The sequence below is a fragment of the Burkholderia sp. B10 genome (genome assembly GCF_004368385.1).
In the GTDB taxonomy this organism is placed as follows: Bacteria; Pseudomonadota; Gammaproteobacteria; order Burkholderiales; family Burkholderiaceae; genus Burkholderia; species Burkholderia vietnamiensis.
Genome location: NZ_PQMX01000094.1, coordinates 1 through 20,073 on the forward strand (window position 1 = coordinate 1; position 20,073 = coordinate 20,073).

Sequence of the window (20,073 nt, forward strand, 5' to 3'; positions counted from 1 at the left end):
TCGACGACGTGCTGAACGTGTCGGGCCACCGGCTCGGCACGATGGAGATCGAGTCGGCGCTGGTGTCGCACGAGCTGGTGGCGGAAGCGGCCGTGGTCGGCCGGCCGGACGACACGACGGGCGAGGCGGTGGTCGCGTTCGTGGTGCTCAAGCGCTCGCGCCCTGAAGGCGACGAGGCCGCGGCGCTGGCCAAGGCGCTGCGCGACTGGGTCGGCAAGCAGATTGGGCCGATCGCGAAGCCGAAGGACATCCGTTTCGGCGACAACCTGCCGAAGACGCGCTCGGGCAAGATCATGCGGCGCCTGCTGCGCTCGCTCGCGAAGGGCGAGGCGATTACGCAGGACACCTCCACGCTCGAGAATCCGGCGATTCTCGAGCAGCTCGGCCTGTCGCTCTGAATGACGGGGCCGGCACCGGCCGGCCCCACCCGACCTCCGCGACGCACGCACGTTCCGGCGCCCATCCCCGCCGCGAACGCGCGACGCGCAGCCGCCACCCGGCCGCGCACCTGCGTCCCCGCGCCCCATCCCGCGTGCGCGGCCCGGGCGACGGACACCGCTGCGCGGCCGTCCGGCGCCTTTCCTGTTCGATGCATGGACGTACAACAACACTGGAGACACCCCGATGAAAAGCAGGATCGTGATCGGCTGCGCCGCGCTCGCAGGCGCGCTTGCCAGCCCCAGCGGCTTCGCCCAAAGCAGCGTGACGCTGTACGGCAACCTCGACGCCGCGTTGCTGTACACGAGCAAGACGCTCGATAGCGCCACCGGCGCAAACGCAGGCCATCAGTTCTCGATGGCCGATACCGGCATGACGCCGACGACGTTCGGGATGACCGGCACCGAGGATCTCGGCGGCGGCCTGAAGGCGAAGTTCCAACTCGAAAGCGGCTTTGCCGTCACCAACGGCGCATTCGCGCATTCGAACGGCAACATCTTCGGCCGTCAGGCGTGGGTCGGACTCGACGGCGCGTTCGGCACGGTCAAGGCCGGCGTCCAGTATTCGCCGTTCCTGCTCGCGATCTTCGATTCGGACCCGCGCAGCTTCTCGCACTTCGGCAGCGGGCTCGTCAACTACGTCGACAACGTGCTGGTGACCGGCCTGTTCAACCCGAACGCCGTGTCGTACACGAGCCCGACGATCGCCGGCCTCACCGGCAGCGCGATGTTCGCGTTCGGCGGCAAGGCCGGCGATTTTCAGGCGGGACGTCAGTACTCCGCGAGCCTCAAGTACGAGCACGGCGGCTTCATGATCAACGCCGGCTTCTACAACGGCAACGACGGCACCAACCCGACGCCCACCGCCAGCACCGTCGCGTTCGTCGGCCGCACGATCGGCGCCGCGTACCGGTTCGGCCCCGTCACCGCGAAGGCGTCGTTCGCCAGCTACAAGGTCGCCGGGTCGTTCAGCAACAACGTGTACGGCGGCGGCCTCGACTACCAGGCGACGCCGACGGTCGACCTGAACGGCGGCGTGTGGTTCACGAGCGATCGCAACGACACGGCCAACCACTCGCTGCTCGCCGCCGTCGGCTCGACGTACAGCCTGTCGAAGGCGACCGCGTTGTATGCCCAGGTCGCGATGGTCAACAACCACGGCGCGATGAACACCGGGCTCGGCATCACCAACGCGCTTTACGCGGTCAACGGCACGACCGTCGGCGCGAACGTCGGGATCCGGCACATGTTCTGATGCAGGCAACGGCGGCGGCGGCAGCGCCGCCGTTCTGCATTGGCAGTCCGAATCATCTGGCGTCGAGGTCGGCATGCGACCGCAGGCGCCGACGCCGGCGCGAACGTCGGCGCGTATCGAGGGTGCGATCCGCTCCGCTCGCGCACGCGATACCACGCATTGCCACGCGTTACCACGCGCCGCGTGCCCCCAAGAAGGCCCTGTATAGACCGCCCCGCCTCACGGCCCACCGCGTCGACCGACGCCGCCCGGTGTTGCAGCGCACATCGCGCGGCTGCGCGATGCGTGTCGTTTACGACCGATTTCCGGGCGCATCGCCGATAGTCCGCACGCTCCATTTCTCTACACTGGTGCACGCCAGCACACAGCCACCTGCCCCGTGTCGCGTGTCGCGCGCGTCACGCCGCGTCACGGCATCGTGGCGATCCCGAGGCAACCGCCCTCGCCGCCGACGCTGCCGCGTCCGTCCCGCCGCGCTGCCGCCGGCCCGCTGCGAAGGCCCCTTCCAGGAGCGTTCATTGAGTTCACCGCACGCGCACTCCGCGAAAACCCGGTCTTCGCGCCAGGCCCTCAAGCTCGACGACATCACGATCGTGGACCGCGCCATCCTGACGCGCGCGGTCGGCGCGATGGCGTTCGGCAATGCGATGGAATGGTTCGACTTCGGCGTCTACAGCTACATCGCCGTTACGCTCGGCAAGGTGTTCTTCCCGTCGAGCAGCCCGTCCGCGCAGCTGCTCGCCACCTTCGGCACGTTCGCGGCCGCGTTCGTCGTGCGCCCGCTCGGCGGCATGGTGTTCGGCCCGCTCGGCGACCGCATCGGCCGCCAGCGCGTGCTCGCCGCCACCATGATCATGATGGCCGTCGGCACTTTCGCGATCGGCCTGATCCCCAGCTACGCGTCGATCGGCATCATGGCGCCCGTGCTGCTGCTCGTCGCCCGCCTCGTGCAGGGCTTCTCCACCGGCGGCGAATACGGCGGCGCCGCCACCTTCATCGCCGAGTTCTCGACCGACAAGCGCCGCGGCTTCATGGGCAGCTTCCTCGAATTCGGCACGCTGATCGGCTATACGCTCGGCGCGGCCACCGTCGCGCTGCTGACGGCGACGCTGTCGCACGACGCGCTGCTGTCGTGGGGCTGGCGCGTGCCGTTCTTCATCGCGGGGCCGCTCGGCCTCGTCGGTCTGTACATCCGGATCAAGCTCGAGGAAACGCCCGCGTTCAAGAAGGAAGCGCTGGCGCGCGAAGCAGACGAACGCGCGCGCCCGAAGCAGTCGTTCGGCACGCTGCTCGTCGAACAGTGGCGGCCGCTGCTCCAGTGCGTCGGCCTCGTGCTGATCTTCAACGTGACCGACTACATGGCGCTGTCGTACCTGCCGAACTATCTGTCGGCCACGCTGCACTTCAACGAGACGCACGGGCTGTTCATGGTGCTGATCGTGATGCTGCTGATGATGCCGATGACGCTCTATGCCGGGCATCTGTCCGACCGCATCGGCCGCAAACCGGTGATGATGTTCGGCTGCGTCGGCCTGCTCGTGCTGTCGGTGCCGGCGCTGATGCTGATCCGCACCGGCGGCATGCTGCAGGTGTTCGGCGGGATGCTGATCTACGGCACGCTGCTGTCGACCTTCACCGGCGTGATGCCGTCGGCGCTGCCCGCGCTGTTCCCGACGCGGATCCGCTACGGCGCGCTCGCGATCGGCTTCAACGTGTCGGTGTCGCTGTTCGGCGGCACGACGCCTCTCGTCACCGCATGGCTCGTCGATCGCACCGGCGACCTGATGATGCCGGCGTACTACCTGATGGGCGCGTCGTTCATCGGCATCGTGTCGGTGCTCGCGCTGCGCGAGAGCGCGCGGCGGCCGCTGCCGGGCTCCACGCCGTGCGTGGGCAGCCGCGCCGAGGCGCAGGAGCTGATCCGCCGCGGCGCCGGCGAGGTCGGCGGGCGCGAACGCAAGCTCACGCCGATCGGCGAACGCGCTTGATCGTGTGACGCACGCGATGTGCCGGACGCGCGGCACATCCGTCGCGCAGTCCCAGCCGCAGCGGCGTCACGCAACGCCGCGTGCCGCTCAAGCCGAGGCGAGCTTCTGCTCGTCGAACCAGTCGAGCAGCGTGCGCGTGACGAAGGCGGGATTCTCGAGGTTCGAGATGTGGCCGGCGTCCGGCACCAGCACGTGACGGCAGCCGATCACGCCTGCCATCTTCTCCGTCTCCGACGGCGGCCGCGCCATGTCGCCGGCGCCGCACATCAGCAGCGTGCGCGCGGCATCAAGGTCGCCGAGTGCGGCCAGCGTGTCCGGACGCCCGAAAATCAGCCGGCCGAGCGGGACGATCGACTCGCGCAGCCGGTCGGCAGGCAGGCCGGCGAGTGCGGCGCGAAACGCGCTCGGCACCGGGTCCGACTGATTCGCGTCCGGGCGGAAGAACAGCGGCACGATCGCATCGAGTAGCGGCGGCACAATCTTGCCGGCGGCGGCGATCGCATCGAGCATCCCGAAGTAGCGCAGCCGCGTCGCGTCGGGCTCGGCCTCGAGCGACGCGTCCATCAACACGAGCGAGCGCACGCGCTGCGGTTCGCGCAACGCGAGCCGCGCGCCCCACATCCCGCCGACGCTCAGGCCGACCACCGCGCATTGCTCAATCTCGAGCGCGTCGAGCAACGCGCTCGCATGCGCGGCGAGATCGTCGAGCGTCTGCGTGCCGGCCGGCAGCGGACCCGATGCGCCATGCCCCCACAGGTCGGGCACGATCACGCGATACCGGCGCGACAGCGCGTCGATCTGCGGCGCCCACATCGCCGCGTCCCACAGATAGCTGTGTCCGAGCAGCACCGGGAAGCCGGCGCCGTGATCGTGGTAATGCAGCGTGCTGCCGTGGATGGTGCGGGTGAGCATCGGGCCTCCGGGTATGACGACGATGGGCAGCGGCGCGCAAGCGCGCGCTGATTCACTGACGCGTTGCCAGCAACGCGGCGCCGCGCATGATCGCACAGCTCGGCGGGCGCTGCAGGCGACGTGTGTGGCGCGTCGCGGCGGCGGTGGCGCGCTCGCATGCGGTACTGGATCCAAGGCCCGGGAAAGCGGGCGTCGGGCCGCGTTCAGCGCGGCGCGCAGTCCGAAAAGATCGCGCGGCCCGCATCGAACCGGGCACGCGGACCAGGCGCGTGTGCGCACCGGCCTGTTCGGCGAACGACGCATGCGTGGTCCAGCGTCGGTTATTTGCATGCACAACGCGCGGCACGCGCACGCCGCAAACCGGCCACGAAGAAAGAAGCCGTTAACGCGATCGCGGCGCCGGACGACCTCGATCGTCCGGCGCCGCGCAGCCCGATGCCGGTACTCAGAACACCGCGTGCCCGCTGATCAGGCTCGGCAGCCAGGTGGAGAAGAACGGCATGTACGTGACGATGTTGATCGCGCTGAAGATCGCGAGGTAATACGGCCACGCCATCTTGGTCGTCTCGCCGATCGACACGTTGCCGATCGCGCAGCCGACGAACTGCACCGAGCCGATCGGCGGATGCACGAGGCCGAGCGAGCAGTTCAGCAGCAGCATGATGCCGAACTGCACGGGCCCGACGCCGCAGGCCATCGCGATCGGCAGGAACAGCGGAGTCGTGATCAGGATGTGTGCGGCCATGTCGACGAAGGTGCCGAGGAACACCTGGATGACGTTGATGTACAGCAGCATCAGCCACGGCGCGGCGGTCGACTGCTTGAGCAGCCCTTCGATCGCATCCGGGATCTCCAGATACGACATCTGGAAGCGCAGCATGTTCGACACGGCGATCAGCAGCAGCACGACGCCCGTCGTGCGCGCCGCATGCGACAGCGCGCGCCGCAGCTTCTCGACGGTCAGCGTGCGATAGACGAGCGCGGTCAGCACGAGCGAGTACACGACCGCGATGGCCGCCGCTTCGGTCGCGGTGGCGATCCCCTTCGCGACGCACACGAGGATGATCGCGATCACCATCAGGCCGGGCACCGCGCCGACGAAGCTGCGCAGCACCGCATACCAGCCGGGGAACGCGGGCAGCGCGGACGAGCCGTCCTCGCGGCGCGGATAGCCGTGACGCACGGCCTGCCAGTACGCGGCGGCGAGCACGAAGCCCATCACCCACAGCACCGGCAGCAGCCCCGAAAACAGCAGGTCGCCGATCGACACGCCGCTCACCTGCTGGCCGTGCAGCATCCCGGTGATCCCCTGCGCGGCGAACGCGTAGATGATCATGTTGGTCGACGTCGGCATCAGCGCGCCGGCAAGCGACGCGTGGGTCGTCACGTTGACCGCGTACGCCGCGCTGTAGCCCTCGCGCTTCATCAACGGGATCACCACGCCGCCCATCGCCGACGTGTCGGCGGTCGGCGAGCCCGACACGCCGCCGAACAGCGTACAGGCGACGACGTTGGCCATCCCGAGGCCGCCGCGAAAATGACCGACGGTCGCCTGCGCGAAGCGCAGGATCCGGTCGGCGATGCCGCCGTGCAGCATCAGTTCGCCGGAAAAGATGAAGAACGGCACCGCGAGGAACGAGAACGCGTTCATCCCCGAGATCATCGACTGCATCGCGGTGGCGATCGGCAGCCCTTCGACGAGGTAGGTCAGCACGCATGCGATGCCGAGCGCGAACGACACGGGCACGCCGAGCACGAGGAAAATCAGAAAACTGACGGACAGGATCGCGAGTTCCATGGCGTTAATGTCCCGACGAAGAACGACGGAGCGCGAGCAGGTGCTCGAGCGAGAAAAGGATGATGGCGATCGCTGCGGGAATCGTGATCAGATAGCGCACGCCTTCGGGCAACCCGATGATCGGAATGCGGTCGCCCATCGTCTCGGCCGCCATGCTGCCGCAGCCGGCGATGATCGCGATCGCGAACGCGATCAGGCACAGATGCTGGATCGCGATCACGACGGTGCGCCCCTTCGGCGGCAGGCGCTGCACGAGCGAATCGAGGCCGATGTGGCCGCCGTCGCGCACCTTCATCGCCGCGCCGAACATCGCGATGACGATCACCAGCAGCAACGCGATCGGCTCGACGAAATCGGGCGCGTTCTCGAACACGTAGCGCATCACGACCGCGTAGAACACCAGCACCGTGAGCGCCGCGAGACACAGCGACGCGATCACCGCGAGCGCGCGGAACAGCAGGTCGTTCGCGCAGTGCAGCAGCGGCGTCGCGCGCGCACGGCACGGCGCCGCGCCGCCGCGCGCATCGGGCGAGCCGACGGCCGCGGCGCCATTCGGTGAAGTGCGACGGGTCACTTGGTGGCCTCGATCTCGTCGACGATCTGCTTCATCTGCGGGGTCTTTTCATACTTGGCCCACAGCGGCTGCATCGCCTTCACGAACGCCGCGCGATCGATCTGCGCGGCCGGTACGATCTTCGCGCCGCCCTTCGTCACCGTCTGCTGCGCGGACGCCTCGCGCGCGGTCCACAGCTTCTGGTAGTACGGCACCGAATCCGCCGCGGCCTTCTTGATCGCGGCCTGCTCCTGCGGCGACAGCGTGTCCCAGATCTTCTTCGAGAACACCAGCACTTCGGGCGTCATCGCGTGCTGCGTCTCCGAGTAGTCGGGCGCGACTTCGAAGTGCTTGGTTTCCTCGTACGACGGCAGATTGTTTTCCGCCGCATCGACGAGGCCCGTCTTCAGGCCCGTGTACACCTCGGCGAACGGCATCGGCGTGGGCGTGCCGCCCATTGCCTTGATCTCGTCGACCATCAGGTCAGACGGTTGCACGCGCACCTTCAAGCCCTTCATGTCGGCCGGCGAGCGCACCGGGCGCTTCGCGTAGATCGAGCGCGCGCCGCTCTCGTAGAACGTCAGCGCGATCATGCCCTTCGCCGCGAACGCGTCGAGGATCTTCTGGCCGGCGGGACCGTACATCGCCTTGCGGAAATGGTCGACGTCGCGGAACAGGAACGGGAACGACGGGATCAGCGACTCGGGCACGATCTCGTTGAACGAGGCGCCGTTCACGCGCGCCATGTCGATCGCGCCGATCCGCACCTGGTCGACCGTGTCCTTCTCCGAGCCGAGCGCGCTGTTGCCGAACACCTTGATCGAGTCCTTGCCGCCCGTGAGCTTCGACAGCTCGTCGCCCATGTACTTGACCGCCATGTTGGTCGGGAAGTTGTCGCCATGCACGTCCGCCGAGCGGAACACGCGCGCGTGCGCGGATACGGCGAAGCCTGCCATCAGCGCGACGGCCACGGCGGTACGGGAGCGGGTGAATCGGTGCTTCATCGTCAGTCTCCTTGCTGGTTGCTCGTTGTTCGGCGGCGCGCCGGGCGACCTCCGCCCGCTTTCGGTACACGGCCTGCGTTTAACTTGAGTCATACGTTGTATGACGTGTGGAAGCGAATGTACGTCGGTTAATCGTTTAACTCACTTGGTGCATACCCGTATAAGCGGAGTAGTCCGGGGTTTTTTTGAGGAGATTGGGGGAAAACGTTTCTACGTGAAGCGCCCGGTTAGCGAAACGTTTTCCGAACAGGCGCCGGTATTGGAAGTCGGCACCGTGCTGGCCGGGATGCCGGGTAGCCGACTTGGCTATTTTCTAGTTGTCCGATGACTGACTACTTGAAGGCTTTACGTGCTCGATCTTGTCCGCACCGCGCCAGCCGAATGCGTTCGGCTCCCCCGTTGTAATGACGCCGCGACGCCGTCTGCGTCGGGAGCCGCGGCGGATGCCAGCGCAAGCGTTGCCGATGCGCGTATCGGCGCGGCTTTCGGCAAGCGCGCCGGCCACCGTACCCCACTTCGTCACGGCGGGCACGCACGATGCGGCGGGGCGATACAGCAAACACACGAGGAGGTATGCGATGCAGACGAGTCGACCGTCGGCGGGACAGCGTCAGGACGCGCCGTTGAATCCTGGGGACGAAGGGCCGCCCGATACGCCCGGTGTCGGCGACGATCTATGCGGTGTATGTCGCGGCACAGGGATGGTGGAAGGCCAGCCATGCACGGTATGCGGCGGCACCGGCAAGGTGTTGCAGGGAATCGGCGGCGGCTAGGCGGCATCCCCCATACGCATCAGGCTGCGCCGATGCGCTGTGGGAGCGCTGCGGGAGACGAGCGCGGCGCGTCCATGCCGCGTTCGCGGCCCCGCTGCGCGGACCGTGCGCGGCTGCTTCAGCGGCCTAGGCGTCGTTCGCGCAGGAACGCGTTCAGTTCGCCGCCCGCGTGCTCGATGTGGCGCTTCAGCAGCGACGCCGCAGCGCGCCCATCGCCCTTGCGGCACAGCGCGACCAGTTCCGCATGCTCGGACTCGGCCACGTCGCGCGCGGCCTCCGACAGCGACAGCTGAACGCGCGTGTAGCGATCGGTCTGCTGCAGCAGCGATGCGACGATCGCGGCCGTCTTCGGCTGCTCGGCCCGCGACAGCAGCAGTTGATGCAGTTCGGTGTTCAGCTCGCCCCAGCGGCCGGACTGGCTCGCGTGCAGCACCGCGCTGTATTCGTCGAGGATCGCGTCGAGCCGCGCGAAGTCTTCCGCCGTGAGCTTCGGAATCGACTTTTTCAGCAGCACGGGCTCGAGCAGCGCGCGCAGCTCGAACAGCTCGGTGATGTCCTCGGGCGACAGCTCGGAGACGATCGCGCCCTTGTGCGGCAGGATTTTCACGAGCCCTTCGCTTTCCAGCTGCACGAGGGCTTCGCGCAGCGGGATGCGGCTGATCCCGAGCTCGGTGGCCAGCGCGTCCTGGCGAAGCTGGTAGCCGTCGACGTACTCGCCGGTCAGGATGCGACGGCGCAGTTCGTTCGCGGCGGCCTCGGCACGCGTGGCGTAGACGAGGGCGGGGCGTTTGTCGTTCATGTTGCGGTTCGGACGAGGGATGGCGGCAAGGCTTGCGCCGACGCGCCGGTGAATATTGCATATTTTCTACGATAGTAGCAGAGCGGCGGAGCGGCCAACGCGGCCGGCAGATCGGCTCGGCGAATCGCGCCGAATGCAGCTGGCGGCGGTCGCATGCCGACTGGCCGCGCGCTTACTTCATGCATCCCGGCGCACGCGGTGAAGGTTTGCGCGGAGGCGATCCGGTACGCTCCGCGCGCCCTTCCCCTCTCATTCCAGCCCATTCCCCCGCCCATTTCCAGCACGTTCCCCTTCCCTTCCTCACGCCCTTTTTATTTTATATTGTATAAAATATCCGAACTCACTAGAATGCACTCGTCGATGGCTGACTCTCGGGCGAAACGGGAGGCACCGTTTCGGCACCGACGCGAACGAGAGGCGGCCGGCCACGGTCCGGATCGGGCGAAGCCCCACGATCCGGCGCGCACGCGTACCGCCCAGGTTGCCAGCAATGGCAGTTCACCTATCTGAATGTGAGGAAACGAGATGAGCGAGAACATTTTCACCGGCACCATTCCGGCCCTGATGACGCCGTGTACCGCCGAGCGTCAGCCGGATTTCGACGCGCTGGTGAAGAAGGGCAAGGAGCTGGTGGCGCTGGGCATGCGCGCGGTGGTGTACTGCGGCTCGATGGGCGACTGGCCGCTGCTGACCGAAGCGCAACGTCAGGAAGGCGTCGCGCGGCTGGTCGCAGCCGGCGTGCCGACCATCGTCGGCACGGGCGCGGTGAATTCGAAGGAAGCCGTCTCGCACGCCGCTCACGCGGCGAAGGTCGGCGCGCACGGGCTGATGGTGATTCCGCGCGTGCTGTCGCGCGGCGCATCGCCGGCCGCGCAGAAGGCGCACTTCTCCGCGATCCTGAAGGCCGCGCCGAACCTGCCTGCGGTGATCTACAACAGCCCGTACTACGGCTTCGCGACGCGCGCCGACCTGTTCTTCGAACTGCGCCGCGAGCATCCGAACCTGATCGGCTTCAAGGAATTCGGCGGCGCCGCCGACATGCGCTATGCGGCCGAAAACATCACGTCGCAAGACGCAAACGTCACGCTGATGGCCGGCGTCGACACGCAGGTGTTCCACGGCTTCGTCAATTGCGGTGCGGCCGGCGCGATCACCGGCATCGGCAATGCGCTGCCGCGCGAAGTGCTGCAGCTCGTCGACCTGTGCAAGAAGGCCGCGCAGGGCGACGCCGTGGCGCGCGTGCGCGCGAAGGAACTCGAAGCGGCGCTCGCCGTGCTGTCGTCGTTCGACGAAGGCTGCGACCTCGTGCTGTTCTACAAGCACCTGATGGTGCTGAACGGCGACACGGAATACACGCTGCACTTCAACGAAACCGATGCGCTGAGCGACGCGCAACGCAACTACGCTGAAGCGCAGTACACGCTGTTCCGCAACTGGTACGCGAACTGGTCGAAGACGATCGCGTAAGTCGGGCGCCGCTGGTTCGGCGATCGAAGCAAGCCACGGCCCGTTCCGTGGCTTTTTCATTGGCGCGGGGATGAAGCGCCGCCGCCCGTGTCAGCCGGCCGTGCGCTCGAGAAACGCGAGCATCGCCGCATTGAAGCGCGCCGGCCGCTGCAGCGGCGCGAAGTGGCTGACGCCAGAGAGAAGCGTCAGCGTCGCGCCCGGAATCGTGTGCGCGAGGTATGCCGCATGTTCGGCGCGGATGAACTCGTCGTGCTCACCCTGCACGATCGCGACCGGCACCGTGATCGCCGCAAGCTCGGACGCGCCGTAATTCGGTTGCGTGCGCATCATTTCGCTGACGGCCGCGACGAACGCGTCGAAGTCGCCGGGCGTCGCCGACAGGCGTGCGTAGTCCTTGCGGTGCCGCGCGAAGCAGCGGTCGATCAACGGGCTCGGCACGAATTCCTTCGTCCCGCTCGGATCCATGTTGCACGCGAAGAAGAAGACGCCCGCCGCCCGCTGCGGCGTGCGCGCGGCCAGCACCAGCGCGACGCATGCGCCATCGCTCCAGCCGACGAAGCGCGCGCGCTCGATGCGCAGCGCGTCGAGTACCGCGCGCACGTCGGATGCCATGCATTCGTACGAATAGGGGCGCGCATCGCGCGTGCTGCGGCCGTGGCCGCGGCTGTCGATCACGATCGCGCGGTAGCCGGCCGCGAGCAGCGCCGGCACCTGGTGGCCCCAGTTGCCGCCGTGGCCGAGGCCGCCGTGCAGCAGCACGACGGGCGGCCCATCTCCGAACGACGCGTGCCAGATGCGCGCGCCGTCATGGTCGAGCCATCCTTCGGCGTCGGCCGCGGGCAGCGGCGGCCCGCCCTGCTCTTCGAAACGGACGAGATCGTCGTCGGTGAAGTGCGCGCTCATCGTGGTGCCGTCCTTGGGGAGAGACGAGCTTGCGATTCTAATGCGCGAAGCCGCGCGTCGGCGCGGCGCGCGACGCATTCAGGCCTGCGTCGACACCAGCGAGCCCGACGTCGATCCGGATGACTTCTGGATAGCCTGCGCGAGCTGCGCGATCGCCGTCGACAGCGCAGCGGAGATCGTGCTCGCTTGTGCGCCGAGCGACTGCTGCTCGGTGGCTGCGGCGGGATCGTTCTTCGCGCGCTGCGCGACGGTCGCCATTTGTTGCTGAATCTGCGCGAGCTGTTTCTGCAGGCGCTCGATCAGCTGTTTCAGTTGCTTGACCGCGGGATCCTCGGACGACGACGACGACGCCGATGCGCTCGACGCCTGACCGCCGTTGGCCGGCGCGGCGCCGGCAGTGGCAGCCGTCGCGCCGCCCGTCGGCGACGATGTCCCGGCAGCCGTCGAGTTGGCCGTCGGCGTGGAAGCCGCAAGCGGGGTTTGCGCGGTGGAAGAAGGTTCGATCTGCATTGTGTCGGTCCGTAGTGGGTCGGCGATTGCCGTCGATTGAACAGGCGAATACCTTGCAAGCGGATAACGGCATTCGTCGTACCAAACTTTAGCCGCGCGGCGCAAAGGGGCCAGACAGACGCGCCGGGTACGCTGGTAAAATTCGAGTCCTGCCTTCCGCCGGACCGCCGCTCGATTGCGTCTCGCCGCAGCCGGCCCGCAACCGCGTATCGAAGCCCGCCGTATCGCGCGCATCGGCGGCGTCGCGCCACGCGAGCGGCAGCAAGCGCCTCCACGGCACGGCGACGGTTACGCCCCCTTCATCACGTATCACGAGGAATCCACGATGGCCCGCATCGGCGCCTTCTGCCTGACGACTTGGCTCGCCGCCGCGATCCTGTATTTCGGCCAGCATTCGCTTGCGATGATCGCGCTCAGCGGCGTGGTCGTGTTCGGCGGATTCGATCTGCTGCGTCCGTAGCGGCGGCGGGAGGTCGGCGTGCGCCGAGATGCGCGTCGACCCGGCGTGACGCGCTGACCGACAGCTTCATCGCCGGACGACGCGCCGGCCCCAGCCCTTCGCAGCCCGTCTCAGCCCGTGGAACGCGCGCCGCTCGAACCGGCTGCCGTGCCGTGCGGCCCGCGTGCGCGCGCAGGCGGGCGCATCGCCCGCCGCACGCTACCCCGTTCAACGCGGCAAGGTCCGCAGCGACGACGGCCCGCTCGACAGCGCGATGCGCGTGCCCGTATCGCGCAGCTTGCCGCCTTCCACCGCATACAGCGCGAGCTGCCGCTCGACGTTGAACTGCACGATCACGTGCCGGCTGTCCGCGGTGAACGCGATGCCCTGCGCGGCTTCGCCGCCCGGCGCCTCGCTCGTCTGCACCGCGCGGCCGGCGCGGATCTCGAACAGCACGACCTTGCCGCGCTTGTGGCGGCCGGGATTGTCGGGCGTCAGGTTCGAGCCGTCCATCGCCTGCACGGCGATCCATTTGCCGTTCGGCGAGATCGCGACGCCTTCCGGCAGCGACGGCACCGTCAGGTACTGCACCGTGCGAAACGGCGTGTGCGACACGTCGATCAGCGCAACCGAATCGGCGTCGCCCGCGAGCGTGCCCGTATAGCCGGGCAGCCCCGCGAGGCCGACGTTGCTGACGACGGCCCAGCGATCGTCGCTCGACACGTCGATCGTGTACGGCGCGACGCCGGTGCTCAGCCGCGTGCCGCTGTCGGTCACCTTGCCGTCGTCGACGTTCAGCACCGCGACGCCCTGCTCGTCGCGCAGCGACACGAGCGCATGCTTGCCGTCGTGCGTGAAGCTGATCCCGGCGAGGCGCTTCTTGCCGATCTTCAGGCTGCCGTCGAGCGTGACCTGCGTGCCGTCGATCCGCAGGATCGACACGCTGCCGTCGACGTTCGCGACCAGCGCGAGCCGGCCCGACCGGTCGATCGCGATACCCTGCGGATGCGTGCCGAGCTCGATGCGCGCGATCGTCGGCGGCGATGCGTCAAGCGTCACGACCTGCACGAACGTGTCGTACGCGAGCTGCTTCGCGGCCGGGTCGTAACGCGTGGGCGCACCGACCAGCGCGAGCTTCGCGTCAGGCGTGATCGCCACCGCCTGCGGCGGCCCCTGGATGCCGTTCTCGACGTCCACCTGCAACGCGATCTTGGGCGGAAACACGCTGGCGTCGAGCAGCGTCAGCGTGTCAGCGGGCGGCGACGCGAGATAGGTGTCGCGCCCGTCGATGCGCTGGTACTTGCCGTCGTTGCCTGACACGATCCAGTCGGCCGCATGCGCGGCGACGGCGGTCGTGGCGAGCGTCAACGCGGCGAGCAGGCGGGCGCGACGAAGGTGGAAGCGTTTCGAATGCATGGCGTTCGGTTCTCCGGTCGGTTGCAGACGCAAGGATGCGCGCGACCCAGCTGCTCGACGGGCCGGTGCAATCGCATGATGCATGAAGGCGCGCGCCGCCGTGCGCGCCGGTTCTCACGCGCTGCGCGGCCCCGCGCCGTCCCACCGGTCGACGCCATCGAGCGGATACACGGGCCGCGCGAGGCGCTCGTAGCGGAACAGCGCGTAGTCCGACCCGGTCAGGCCGCGGCTGTCGCATTCGACGAGCGCGGCCGCGATCGGCACGAACACCGGCCGGCAATACATGCGCGACTTCAGCAGCAGAAAGCGTGCCCGGCGCGGATCGATGCCGACGCTCTCGAACACGCCGAGATCCCACGGCTCGTGCGTGCGCTCGGTCACCACCAGCGTCGCGACGCCGATATCGAGCACGGCGGCGCGGCCCATGTAGGCGCGCTGGCCCGTATAGGTCGGCCCGGTGATCACGTATTCGCCGTCGGTGATCGCGCGCACGACGCCGGTCGCGCGAAACGGCGTGCGCCGCGCGCCGCCATGCGACGGCATCCGGTTGCCGATCGGCAGCGTGACGGTCGCGCCGACGCCCGCATCGATCAGCGCGGCGACCGCGTCGGGGTCGCACAGCGGCCCGCTGACGATCCCGTCGAGCCCTTGCGCGAGCGCGGCCTCCAGCAGGTCCATCGTGTCGCACGGGCCGCCCGACATGCAGTTGTCGCCGTGATCGAGCATCAGCACCGGCCGGTCTGCGCCGCGCGCGAGCGCCGCGGCCTGCGCGACCGATTCGGCGAGCGGCGCGCTGCGATACACGAACGCGTCGCGCGCGTCCCAGATCTGCCGCGCAATGCGTTCGGCCACCGCGTCGGCCGCCGCGCGATCACCGTCGCCGACCACGACGACGCTCACGCACGGCGCGGGGATGTCCGCGAGCGAGAAGCCCGCCAGCACCGACACCGCGAGCATCCCGTCCGCCTCGGCCGCGCGCGCGGCTTCGAGCGCGCGCCGCATCGCGCCTTCGGCGCTCGCGCTGCGCAGCGTCGACGTCAGCAGCGGCGGCTGCCGCCACGCGAGCACCGGCCGCGCACGGCCATGCAGTCGATCGAGCAGCAAACGCGCCGCGTGCTCGCCGGTTTCGTACATGTCGACGTGCGGATAGGTCTTGAAACTGACGATCACGTCCGCGTGGTCGATCATCTTCTGCGTGACGTTCGCGTGCAGGTCGAGCGCGACCGCGATCGGCGCGGCGGGCAGCAAGGCGCGCACGCGCGCGAGCAGGTCGCCTTCGCCGTCCGCGCTCTGCTCGGCGACCATCGCGCCGTGCAGATCGAGCATCACCGCGTCGCAACCGGGCGCCGCGGCGACGATCGCGTCGCAGATCGCCGCATAAGCGTCGGCCGCGACCGGCCCGCTCGGGTTCGCCGCCGCCGACACCGGCGTGACGATCTGCGCGCCGGCGCGCTCGGCCGCGTCGATGAATGCGGCCATCGCCGTGCGCATCCCGCGGTTCGTGCGATACGCGTCGTCGCCCCAGTCAGGGCCGTTGCGGCCGAACGCGGCGAGCGGCGTCGGCACCGGCGAGAACGTATTCGTCTCGTGGTTCATCCGGGCGATCAGGATTTTCATCACGCGTACCCCGTCGTGCCCTTCGTTTCCAGGTATTCGACGAGGCCGAACTCCGCATACTCGCGCCCGTTGCCCGAACGCTTGTAACCGCCGAACGGCGCGGCCGGGTTCCACGCCGGATAGTTGATGTGCACGTTGCCCACGCGCAGCCGCGCGGCGATGCGGCGCGCGCGCTCAAGGTCCTTCGTCTGCACGTACGCCGCGAGCCCGTAGACCGAATCGTTCGCGAGCGCGACCGCTTCGTCTTCGGTCCGGTAGGTCAGGATCGACAGCACCGGCCCGAAGATCTCCTCGCGTGCGATCGTCATGTCCGGCGTCACGTTCGAGAACACCGTCGGCTTCACGTAGAAGCCGTCGCCGAGCCCGTCGGGCCGCCCGAGCCCGCCGGCGACGAGCGTCGCGCCTTCCTCGATGCCGCGCTGGATCAGCTGCTGGATCCGGTCGAACTGCGTGCGGCTGACGACCGGCCCGATCTCCGTCTCAGGCGAGCGCGGATCGCCCACGACGGTGCGCGCGGCCTCCCGGCGCGCCGCCGCCTCGGCCGCGGCCAGCTGATCGACGTGCACGAACATCCGCGTCGGCGCGTTGCACGATTGCCCGCTGTTGCTGAAGCAGCTGCGCGCGCCGAGCGTCACGGCGGCGTCGATGTCCGCATCGGGCAGGATCAGGTTCGGACTCTTGCTGCCGAGTTCCTGGTGCACGCGCTTCACGGTATCGGCCGCGGCCTTCGCGACCTCGACGCCCGCACGCGTCGAGCCGGTGAACGACACCATGTCGACGTCCGGATGCCGCGACAGCGCATCGCCGACCTCGTGTCCGTAGCCGTGCACGAGGTTGAATACGCCGGGCGGCACGCCGGCTTCATCGAGGATCTCGGCGAACAGGATCGCGCTGAACGGCGCGATCTCGCTCGGCTTGAGCACCATCGTGCAGCCGGCCGCGAGCGCCGGCGCGACCTTGCACACGATCTGGTTGATCGGCCAGTTCCACGGCGTGATCAGCGCGCATACGCCGATCGGCTCGTGCGACACGAGCAGCGAATCGACCTGCGTGCTGAACCGGAACGCGCGCAGCGCGCGGATCGTCTGCTCGAGGTGTGCGGTCCCGACCGCGGCCTGCGCCGCGCGCGCGAACGCGAGCGGCGCGCCCATCTCCTGGCTGATCGTGCGCGCGACTTCCTCGTAGCGCCGCTGATAGATGTCGAGCACGCGCTGCAGCAGCGCGACGCGCGCGTCGACGCTCCAGCGCGAGTAGGCGTCGAACGCCTGCTTCGCCGCGTCGACCGCGCGGTCGACGTCGGCCGCACTGCCGATCGCGAGCCGTGCATACGGTCGCGCGGTCGCGGGATCGATCACGTCGATGGCGCGCGCGTCGGCCGGGTCGAGCCACTGCCCGGCGATATAGCTCTGTTCTGAGGTTCGCATCGAATGCTCCTGGGTCAGCAATAGCGGGCGCCGCCGTCAGCGCATCGCGCGCGCATAGGTGTCGGCGAGGATGTCGCGAATCTTCGCGACGAACCAGACTATCTCATCGCGCGACATCACGAGCGGCGGCGAGAACTGCACGATCGGCGTGCCTTCGTGGTCGACGCCCGCGCGGCACAGCAAGCCCGCTTCGAAGATCGCCGGCGCGAGCAGCGTCGACACGAACGCCTGCGCGCCGATGCCCGCGGCCCAGCGGCGCGCGGCCTTGTCGGTGACGAGCTCGAGCGAATAGTGGTAGCCGTCGCCGCGCACGTCGCCGACGCACGGCAGCTCGAGCAACCCGTCGAGCGTGCGCCGGAATACGGCCTGGTTGTCGCCGACGTTCTCGAGCACGCGTTCGCGCTCCATGATCGCGAGGTTCGCGAGCGCGGCCGTGCACGCGACCGGATGGCCGCCGTAGGTCGCACCGTGCAGGAACATCTGCTGCGGGCCGGCGAGCACCGTATCGACGACCGCGTCGCTCGCGATCACCCCGCCGAGCGGCACGTAGCCCGACGCGATCCCCTTCGCGAACGTGATCAGGTCCGGCTGCAGCCCGTAGCGCGTCGAGCCGAACCATTCCCCGAGACGGCCGAACCCGCAGATCACTTCATCGGCGACGAGCAACACGCCATGCCGGTCGCACAGCGCGCGCAGCCCTTGCGCATAGCCGGCCGGCGGCGTCAGGCTGCCGCCCGCGTTCTGCAGCGGCTCGACGACGATCGCGGCGACGGTGTCCGGCCCTTCCTGCACGATCAGCGATTCGATCTCGTCGAGCAGATGGCGCGTGAACTGCGCTTCCGTCTCGCCGTCCGGCCGCCCGTAGCGCTTCGTGTTGCTCACGTGCCGCACGCCCGCCATCAGCGGCTCGAAATGCTTGCGGAAGTTGGTCATCCCGTTCAACGCGAGCGCACCGAACGACGTGCCGTGATACGCGACGCGCCGCGCGATGAACTTGCGCCGCTGCGGCTCGCCGCGCGCCTGGTGATACTGGCGCACCAGCTTGATCGCCGACTCGTTCGACTCGGAGCCGCTCGACGTGAAGAACACGCGGTTCAGGCCGTCCGGCGCGAGCGTCGCCAGCTTGTGCGCGAGCCGGATCGCCGGTTCGTGGCCGTAACCCCAGTTGGTGGCGAACGGCAGCCGCCCCATCTGCTCGCGCATCGCGTCGCCGATCTCGGCGCCGTGGCTGTAGCCGAGCTGCACGCAATACAGCCCGGCGAGCCCGTCGAAGTAGCGCTTGCCGTTGCGGTCGACGAGCCAGCAGCCTTCGCCGCGGTCGAATACCGTCAGCGCCTGGTCGCGATACGCATCGGCGTGCGTGAAGTGCATCAGCAGATGGCGCTTGCCGAGCGCCTGCAGGTCCGCTTCGAGACCGACGTCGATACCGTTCATGGGTCATTCCTCCTTCAGGGTTGCGAAACCGGCGGCGGCGAGCCGCGCGGCCGTTCAGTTCATCGACAACGTCGGCGCCGGCCGCGTGAAGCCGCGCGTGAGCCACAGCAGCTGGCAGAACCCGAGCGCGAGCCAGCCGAGGCCGACGTAGAAGGTCTGGCGCGACAGGCCCGACCACAGCCACACGTTCATCGCGAAGCCGAGCGCCGGCAGCACGCCGTACCCGATCCAGCCGGCGACGCGGCGGTGTTCCGGGCGCACCAGGTAGCTGCGCATCACGCACAGGTTCACGACCGCGAACGCGACGAGCGCGCCGAAGCTGATCATCGTCGACGCGAGATCGAGCGTGATGAACAGCGCCGACAGCGACACGGCGCCGACCGCGAGCGTCGCGCGCACCGGCGTGCGCAGCCGCGCATGCAGTTGCCCGAACACGCGCTCGGGCAGCACGCGGTCGCGGCCCATCGCGAACAGCACGCGCGTCACGCTCGCCTGACCGGCCATCGCGCTAGCGAAGCAGCCGGCCACGTAGACCGCGACGAACAGCGCGGACAACGCGCCGCCGCCGATGCGCCGCATCAGTTCGAAGCTGGCCGAATCGAGATCCTTGAACGCATGCCAGTCGGGAAACACGACCTGCCCCGCATACGCGATCAGCATGAACAGCAGCCCGCTCGCGAGCGTGCACAGCAGGATCGCGCGCGGCACCGTGCGGCGCGGCTCGCGGGTTTCCTCCGACAGCGTCGATACCGCATCGAAGCCGAGGAACGACAGGCACAGGATCGCGGAACCGGCGAAGATCGCGTGCGCATCGCCATACGCCGGCAGCGCGAGCGCCGGCTCCAGCCCCGCGCCGGCCGCGACATGCGCCGCGGCCGCGACGAACACCGCGATGAACACGAGCTGGCTCGCGATCAGGATCAGGTTCACGCGGTTGACGAGCCGGATGCCGACGATGTTCAACCCCGTCACCAGCACGATGCTCGCGACGATCCACACGCTGGCCGGCACCGCGGGGAACAGCTGCTTCATGTAGATGCCGATCGCGAGGTAGCTGATCATCGGAATGAACAGATAGTCCATCAGCAACGCCCAGCCGACCATGAAGCCCGCCGACGTGCCGAAGTTGCGGCTCGCGAACGTGTAGGCGGAACCGGCGCTCGGCATCAGCCGCACCATGTGGCCGTAGCTGCGCGCGGTCAGCAGCATCGCGACGAGCGTGACCGCGTACGCGATCGTCAGATGTCCGTTGGTCTCGCGTGTGACGATTCCGTAAGTCGTGAACACCGTCATCGGCAGCATGTACGCGAGGCCGAAGATCACCAGCGCGAACAGGCCGAGCGC

General features: G+C 68.6%; 17 protein-coding genes and 1 pseudogene. 6 read left to right on the forward strand and 12 right to left on the reverse strand.

Annotation, left to right across the window (positions count from 1 at the left end; genetic code table 11):
* From C3Y15_RS28385 to proP, 3 genes and pseudogenes are all read left to right on the forward strand, one after another.
* Positions 1–398: pseudogene (locus C3Y15_RS28385) on the forward strand (acetyl-coenzyme A synthetase); the annotation flags it as partial.
* Positions 399–624: 226 nt separating this feature from the next.
* Entirely contained in the window at positions 625–1,692 is a 1,068-nt protein-coding gene (locus C3Y15_RS28390; protein ID WP_059453362.1) for a porin, read from the forward strand.
* 518 nt (positions 1,693–2,210) lie between these two features.
* Positions 2,211–3,680 carry a glycine betaine/L-proline transporter ProP gene (gene proP, locus C3Y15_RS28395; protein WP_124260277.1) on the forward strand — a complete coding sequence of 490 codons (1,470 nt, stop codon included), beginning with the start codon at positions 2,211–2,213 and terminating at the stop codon, positions 3,678–3,680.
* An 87-nt stretch (positions 3,681–3,767) separates the two neighbouring features.
* Here the strand turns inward: proP and C3Y15_RS28400 are convergent, their stop codons facing one another.
* The 4 genes from C3Y15_RS28400 to C3Y15_RS28415 all read right to left on the reverse strand — a co-directional run bounded on the left by C3Y15_RS28400 (position 3,768) and on the right by C3Y15_RS28415 (position 7,947).
* Positions 3,768–4,592: an alpha/beta fold hydrolase gene (locus C3Y15_RS28400; RefSeq protein WP_124260278.1), complete on the reverse strand. Its 825-nt coding sequence runs from the start codon at positions 4,590–4,592 to the stop codon at positions 3,768–3,770.
* A 445-nt stretch (positions 4,593–5,037) separates the two neighbouring features.
* Positions 5,038–6,390: a TRAP transporter large permease gene (locus C3Y15_RS28405; RefSeq protein WP_011880621.1), complete on the reverse strand. Its 1,353-nt coding sequence runs from the start codon at positions 6,388–6,390 to the stop codon at positions 5,038–5,040.
* A 4-nt stretch (positions 6,391–6,394) separates the two neighbouring features.
* A complete protein-coding gene (locus C3Y15_RS28410; RefSeq protein ID WP_045579886.1) occupies positions 6,395–6,964 on the reverse strand; it encodes a TRAP transporter small permease in 570 nt (189 codons plus the stop codon).
* Positions 6,961–7,947, reverse strand: coding sequence for a TRAP transporter substrate-binding protein (locus tag C3Y15_RS28415; protein WP_011880623.1), 987 nt, complete (start codon positions 7,945–7,947; stop codon positions 6,961–6,963). Before C3Y15_RS28415 ends, C3Y15_RS28410 begins: the two co-directional genes overlap by 4 nt.
* 578 nt (positions 7,948–8,525) lie before the next feature.
* Between C3Y15_RS28415 and C3Y15_RS32450 the strand changes: the two genes are divergently transcribed.
* The gene (locus tag C3Y15_RS32450; protein WP_124260279.1) at positions 8,526–8,720 is read left to right on the forward strand and encodes a hypothetical protein; all 195 of its coding nucleotides are present in this window, start codon (positions 8,526–8,528) and stop codon (positions 8,718–8,720) included.
* 118 nt (positions 8,721–8,838) lie between these two features.
* Here C3Y15_RS32450 and C3Y15_RS28425 read toward each other — a convergent pair whose 3' ends face one another.
* Entirely contained in the window at positions 8,839–9,519 is a 681-nt protein-coding gene (locus C3Y15_RS28425; RefSeq protein ID WP_011880625.1) for a GntR family transcriptional regulator, read from the reverse strand.
* A gap of 525 nt (positions 9,520–10,044) precedes the next feature.
* Between C3Y15_RS28425 and C3Y15_RS28430 the strand changes: the two genes are divergently transcribed.
* Positions 10,045–10,986, forward strand: coding sequence for a dihydrodipicolinate synthase family protein (locus C3Y15_RS28430; protein ID WP_014726259.1), 942 nt, complete (start codon positions 10,045–10,047; stop codon positions 10,984–10,986).
* Between the two features lie 90 nt (positions 10,987–11,076).
* On the opposite strand, the gene C3Y15_RS28435 is transcribed toward C3Y15_RS28430, so the two are convergent.
* Both C3Y15_RS28435 and C3Y15_RS28440 read right to left on the reverse strand, forming a co-directional pair.
* Positions 11,077–11,889, reverse strand: coding sequence for an alpha/beta hydrolase (locus tag C3Y15_RS28435; protein WP_045579888.1), 813 nt, complete (start codon positions 11,887–11,889; stop codon positions 11,077–11,079).
* Between the two features lie 78 nt (positions 11,890–11,967).
* Entirely contained in the window at positions 11,968–12,399 is a 432-nt protein-coding gene (locus tag C3Y15_RS28440; RefSeq protein ID WP_124260280.1) for a hypothetical protein, read from the reverse strand.
* 325 nt (positions 12,400–12,724) lie between these two features.
* Between C3Y15_RS28440 and C3Y15_RS32585 the strand changes: the two genes are divergently transcribed.
* On the forward strand, positions 12,725–12,859 hold the full coding sequence (locus C3Y15_RS32585; protein WP_011880630.1) for a hypothetical protein: 135 nt from the start codon (positions 12,725–12,727) through the stop codon (positions 12,857–12,859).
* Between the two features lie 207 nt (positions 12,860–13,066).
* On the opposite strand, the gene C3Y15_RS28450 is transcribed toward C3Y15_RS32585, so the two are convergent.
* The 5 genes from C3Y15_RS28450 to C3Y15_RS28470 all read right to left on the reverse strand — a co-directional run.
* Entirely contained in the window at positions 13,067–14,254 is a 1,188-nt protein-coding gene (locus tag C3Y15_RS28450; protein ID WP_124260281.1) for a beta-propeller fold lactonase family protein, read from the reverse strand.
* A gap of 114 nt (positions 14,255–14,368) precedes the next feature.
* The gene (locus C3Y15_RS28455; RefSeq protein ID WP_124260282.1) at positions 14,369–15,871 is read right to left on the reverse strand and encodes a M81 family metallopeptidase; all 1,503 of its coding nucleotides are present in this window, start codon (positions 15,869–15,871) and stop codon (positions 14,369–14,371) included.
* Positions 15,871–17,295 carry an aldehyde dehydrogenase family protein gene (locus C3Y15_RS28460; protein ID WP_124260283.1) on the reverse strand — a complete coding sequence of 475 codons (1,425 nt, stop codon included), beginning with the start codon at positions 17,293–17,295 and terminating at the stop codon, positions 15,871–15,873. Before C3Y15_RS28460 ends, C3Y15_RS28455 begins: the two co-directional genes overlap by 1 nt.
* 36 nt (positions 17,296–17,331) lie before the next feature.
* Entirely contained in the window at positions 17,332–18,729 is a 1,398-nt protein-coding gene (locus C3Y15_RS28465) for an aspartate aminotransferase family protein (RefSeq protein ID WP_034194422.1), read from the reverse strand.
* A gap of 54 nt (positions 18,730–18,783) precedes the next feature.
* A partial coding sequence (locus C3Y15_RS28470) for an APC family permease (RefSeq protein WP_134206906.1) occupies positions 18,784–20,073 on the reverse strand: 1,290 nt, incomplete at its 5' end.

Excerpts from the sequence above, each read along its gene's own strand:
- C3Y15_RS28390 (WP_059453362.1), top strand. The coding sequence starts at position 625 with ATGAAAAGCAGGATCGTGATCGGCTGCGCCGCGCTCGCAGGCGCGCTT.
- C3Y15_RS28400 (WP_124260278.1), bottom strand. The coding sequence starts at position 4,592 with ATGCTCACCCGCACCATCCACGGCAGCACGCTGCATTACCACGATCAC.
- C3Y15_RS28405 (WP_011880621.1), bottom strand. The coding sequence starts at position 6,390 with ATGGAACTCGCGATCCTGTCCGTCAGTTTTCTGATTTTCCTCGTGCTC.
- C3Y15_RS28415 (WP_011880623.1), bottom strand. The coding sequence starts at position 7,947 with ATGAAGCACCGATTCACCCGCTCCCGTACCGCCGTGGCCGTCGCGCTG.
- C3Y15_RS32450 (WP_124260279.1), top strand. The coding sequence starts at position 8,526 with ATGCAGACGAGTCGACCGTCGGCGGGACAGCGTCAGGACGCGCCGTTG.
- C3Y15_RS28425 (WP_011880625.1), bottom strand. The coding sequence starts at position 9,519 with ATGAACGACAAACGCCCCGCCCTCGTCTACGCCACGCGTGCCGAGGCC.
- C3Y15_RS28430 (WP_014726259.1), top strand. The coding sequence starts at position 10,045 with ATGAGCGAGAACATTTTCACCGGCACCATTCCGGCCCTGATGACGCCG.
- C3Y15_RS28435 (WP_045579888.1), bottom strand. The coding sequence starts at position 11,889 with ATGAGCGCGCACTTCACCGACGACGATCTCGTCCGTTTCGAAGAGCAG.
- C3Y15_RS28440 (WP_124260280.1), bottom strand. The coding sequence starts at position 12,399 with ATGCAGATCGAACCTTCTTCCACCGCGCAAACCCCGCTTGCGGCTTCC.
- C3Y15_RS32585 (WP_011880630.1), top strand. The coding sequence starts at position 12,725 with ATGGCCCGCATCGGCGCCTTCTGCCTGACGACTTGGCTCGCCGCCGCG.
- C3Y15_RS28450 (WP_124260281.1), bottom strand. The coding sequence starts at position 14,254 with ATGCATTCGAAACGCTTCCACCTTCGTCGCGCCCGCCTGCTCGCCGCG.
- C3Y15_RS28455 (WP_124260282.1), bottom strand. The coding sequence starts at position 15,871 with ATGAAAATCCTGATCGCCCGGATGAACCACGAGACGAATACGTTCTCG.
- C3Y15_RS28460 (WP_124260283.1), bottom strand. The coding sequence starts at position 17,295 with ATGCGAACCTCAGAACAGAGCTATATCGCCGGGCAGTGGCTCGACCCG.
- C3Y15_RS28465 (WP_034194422.1), bottom strand. The coding sequence starts at position 18,729 with ATGAACGGTATCGACGTCGGTCTCGAAGCGGACCTGCAGGCGCTCGGC.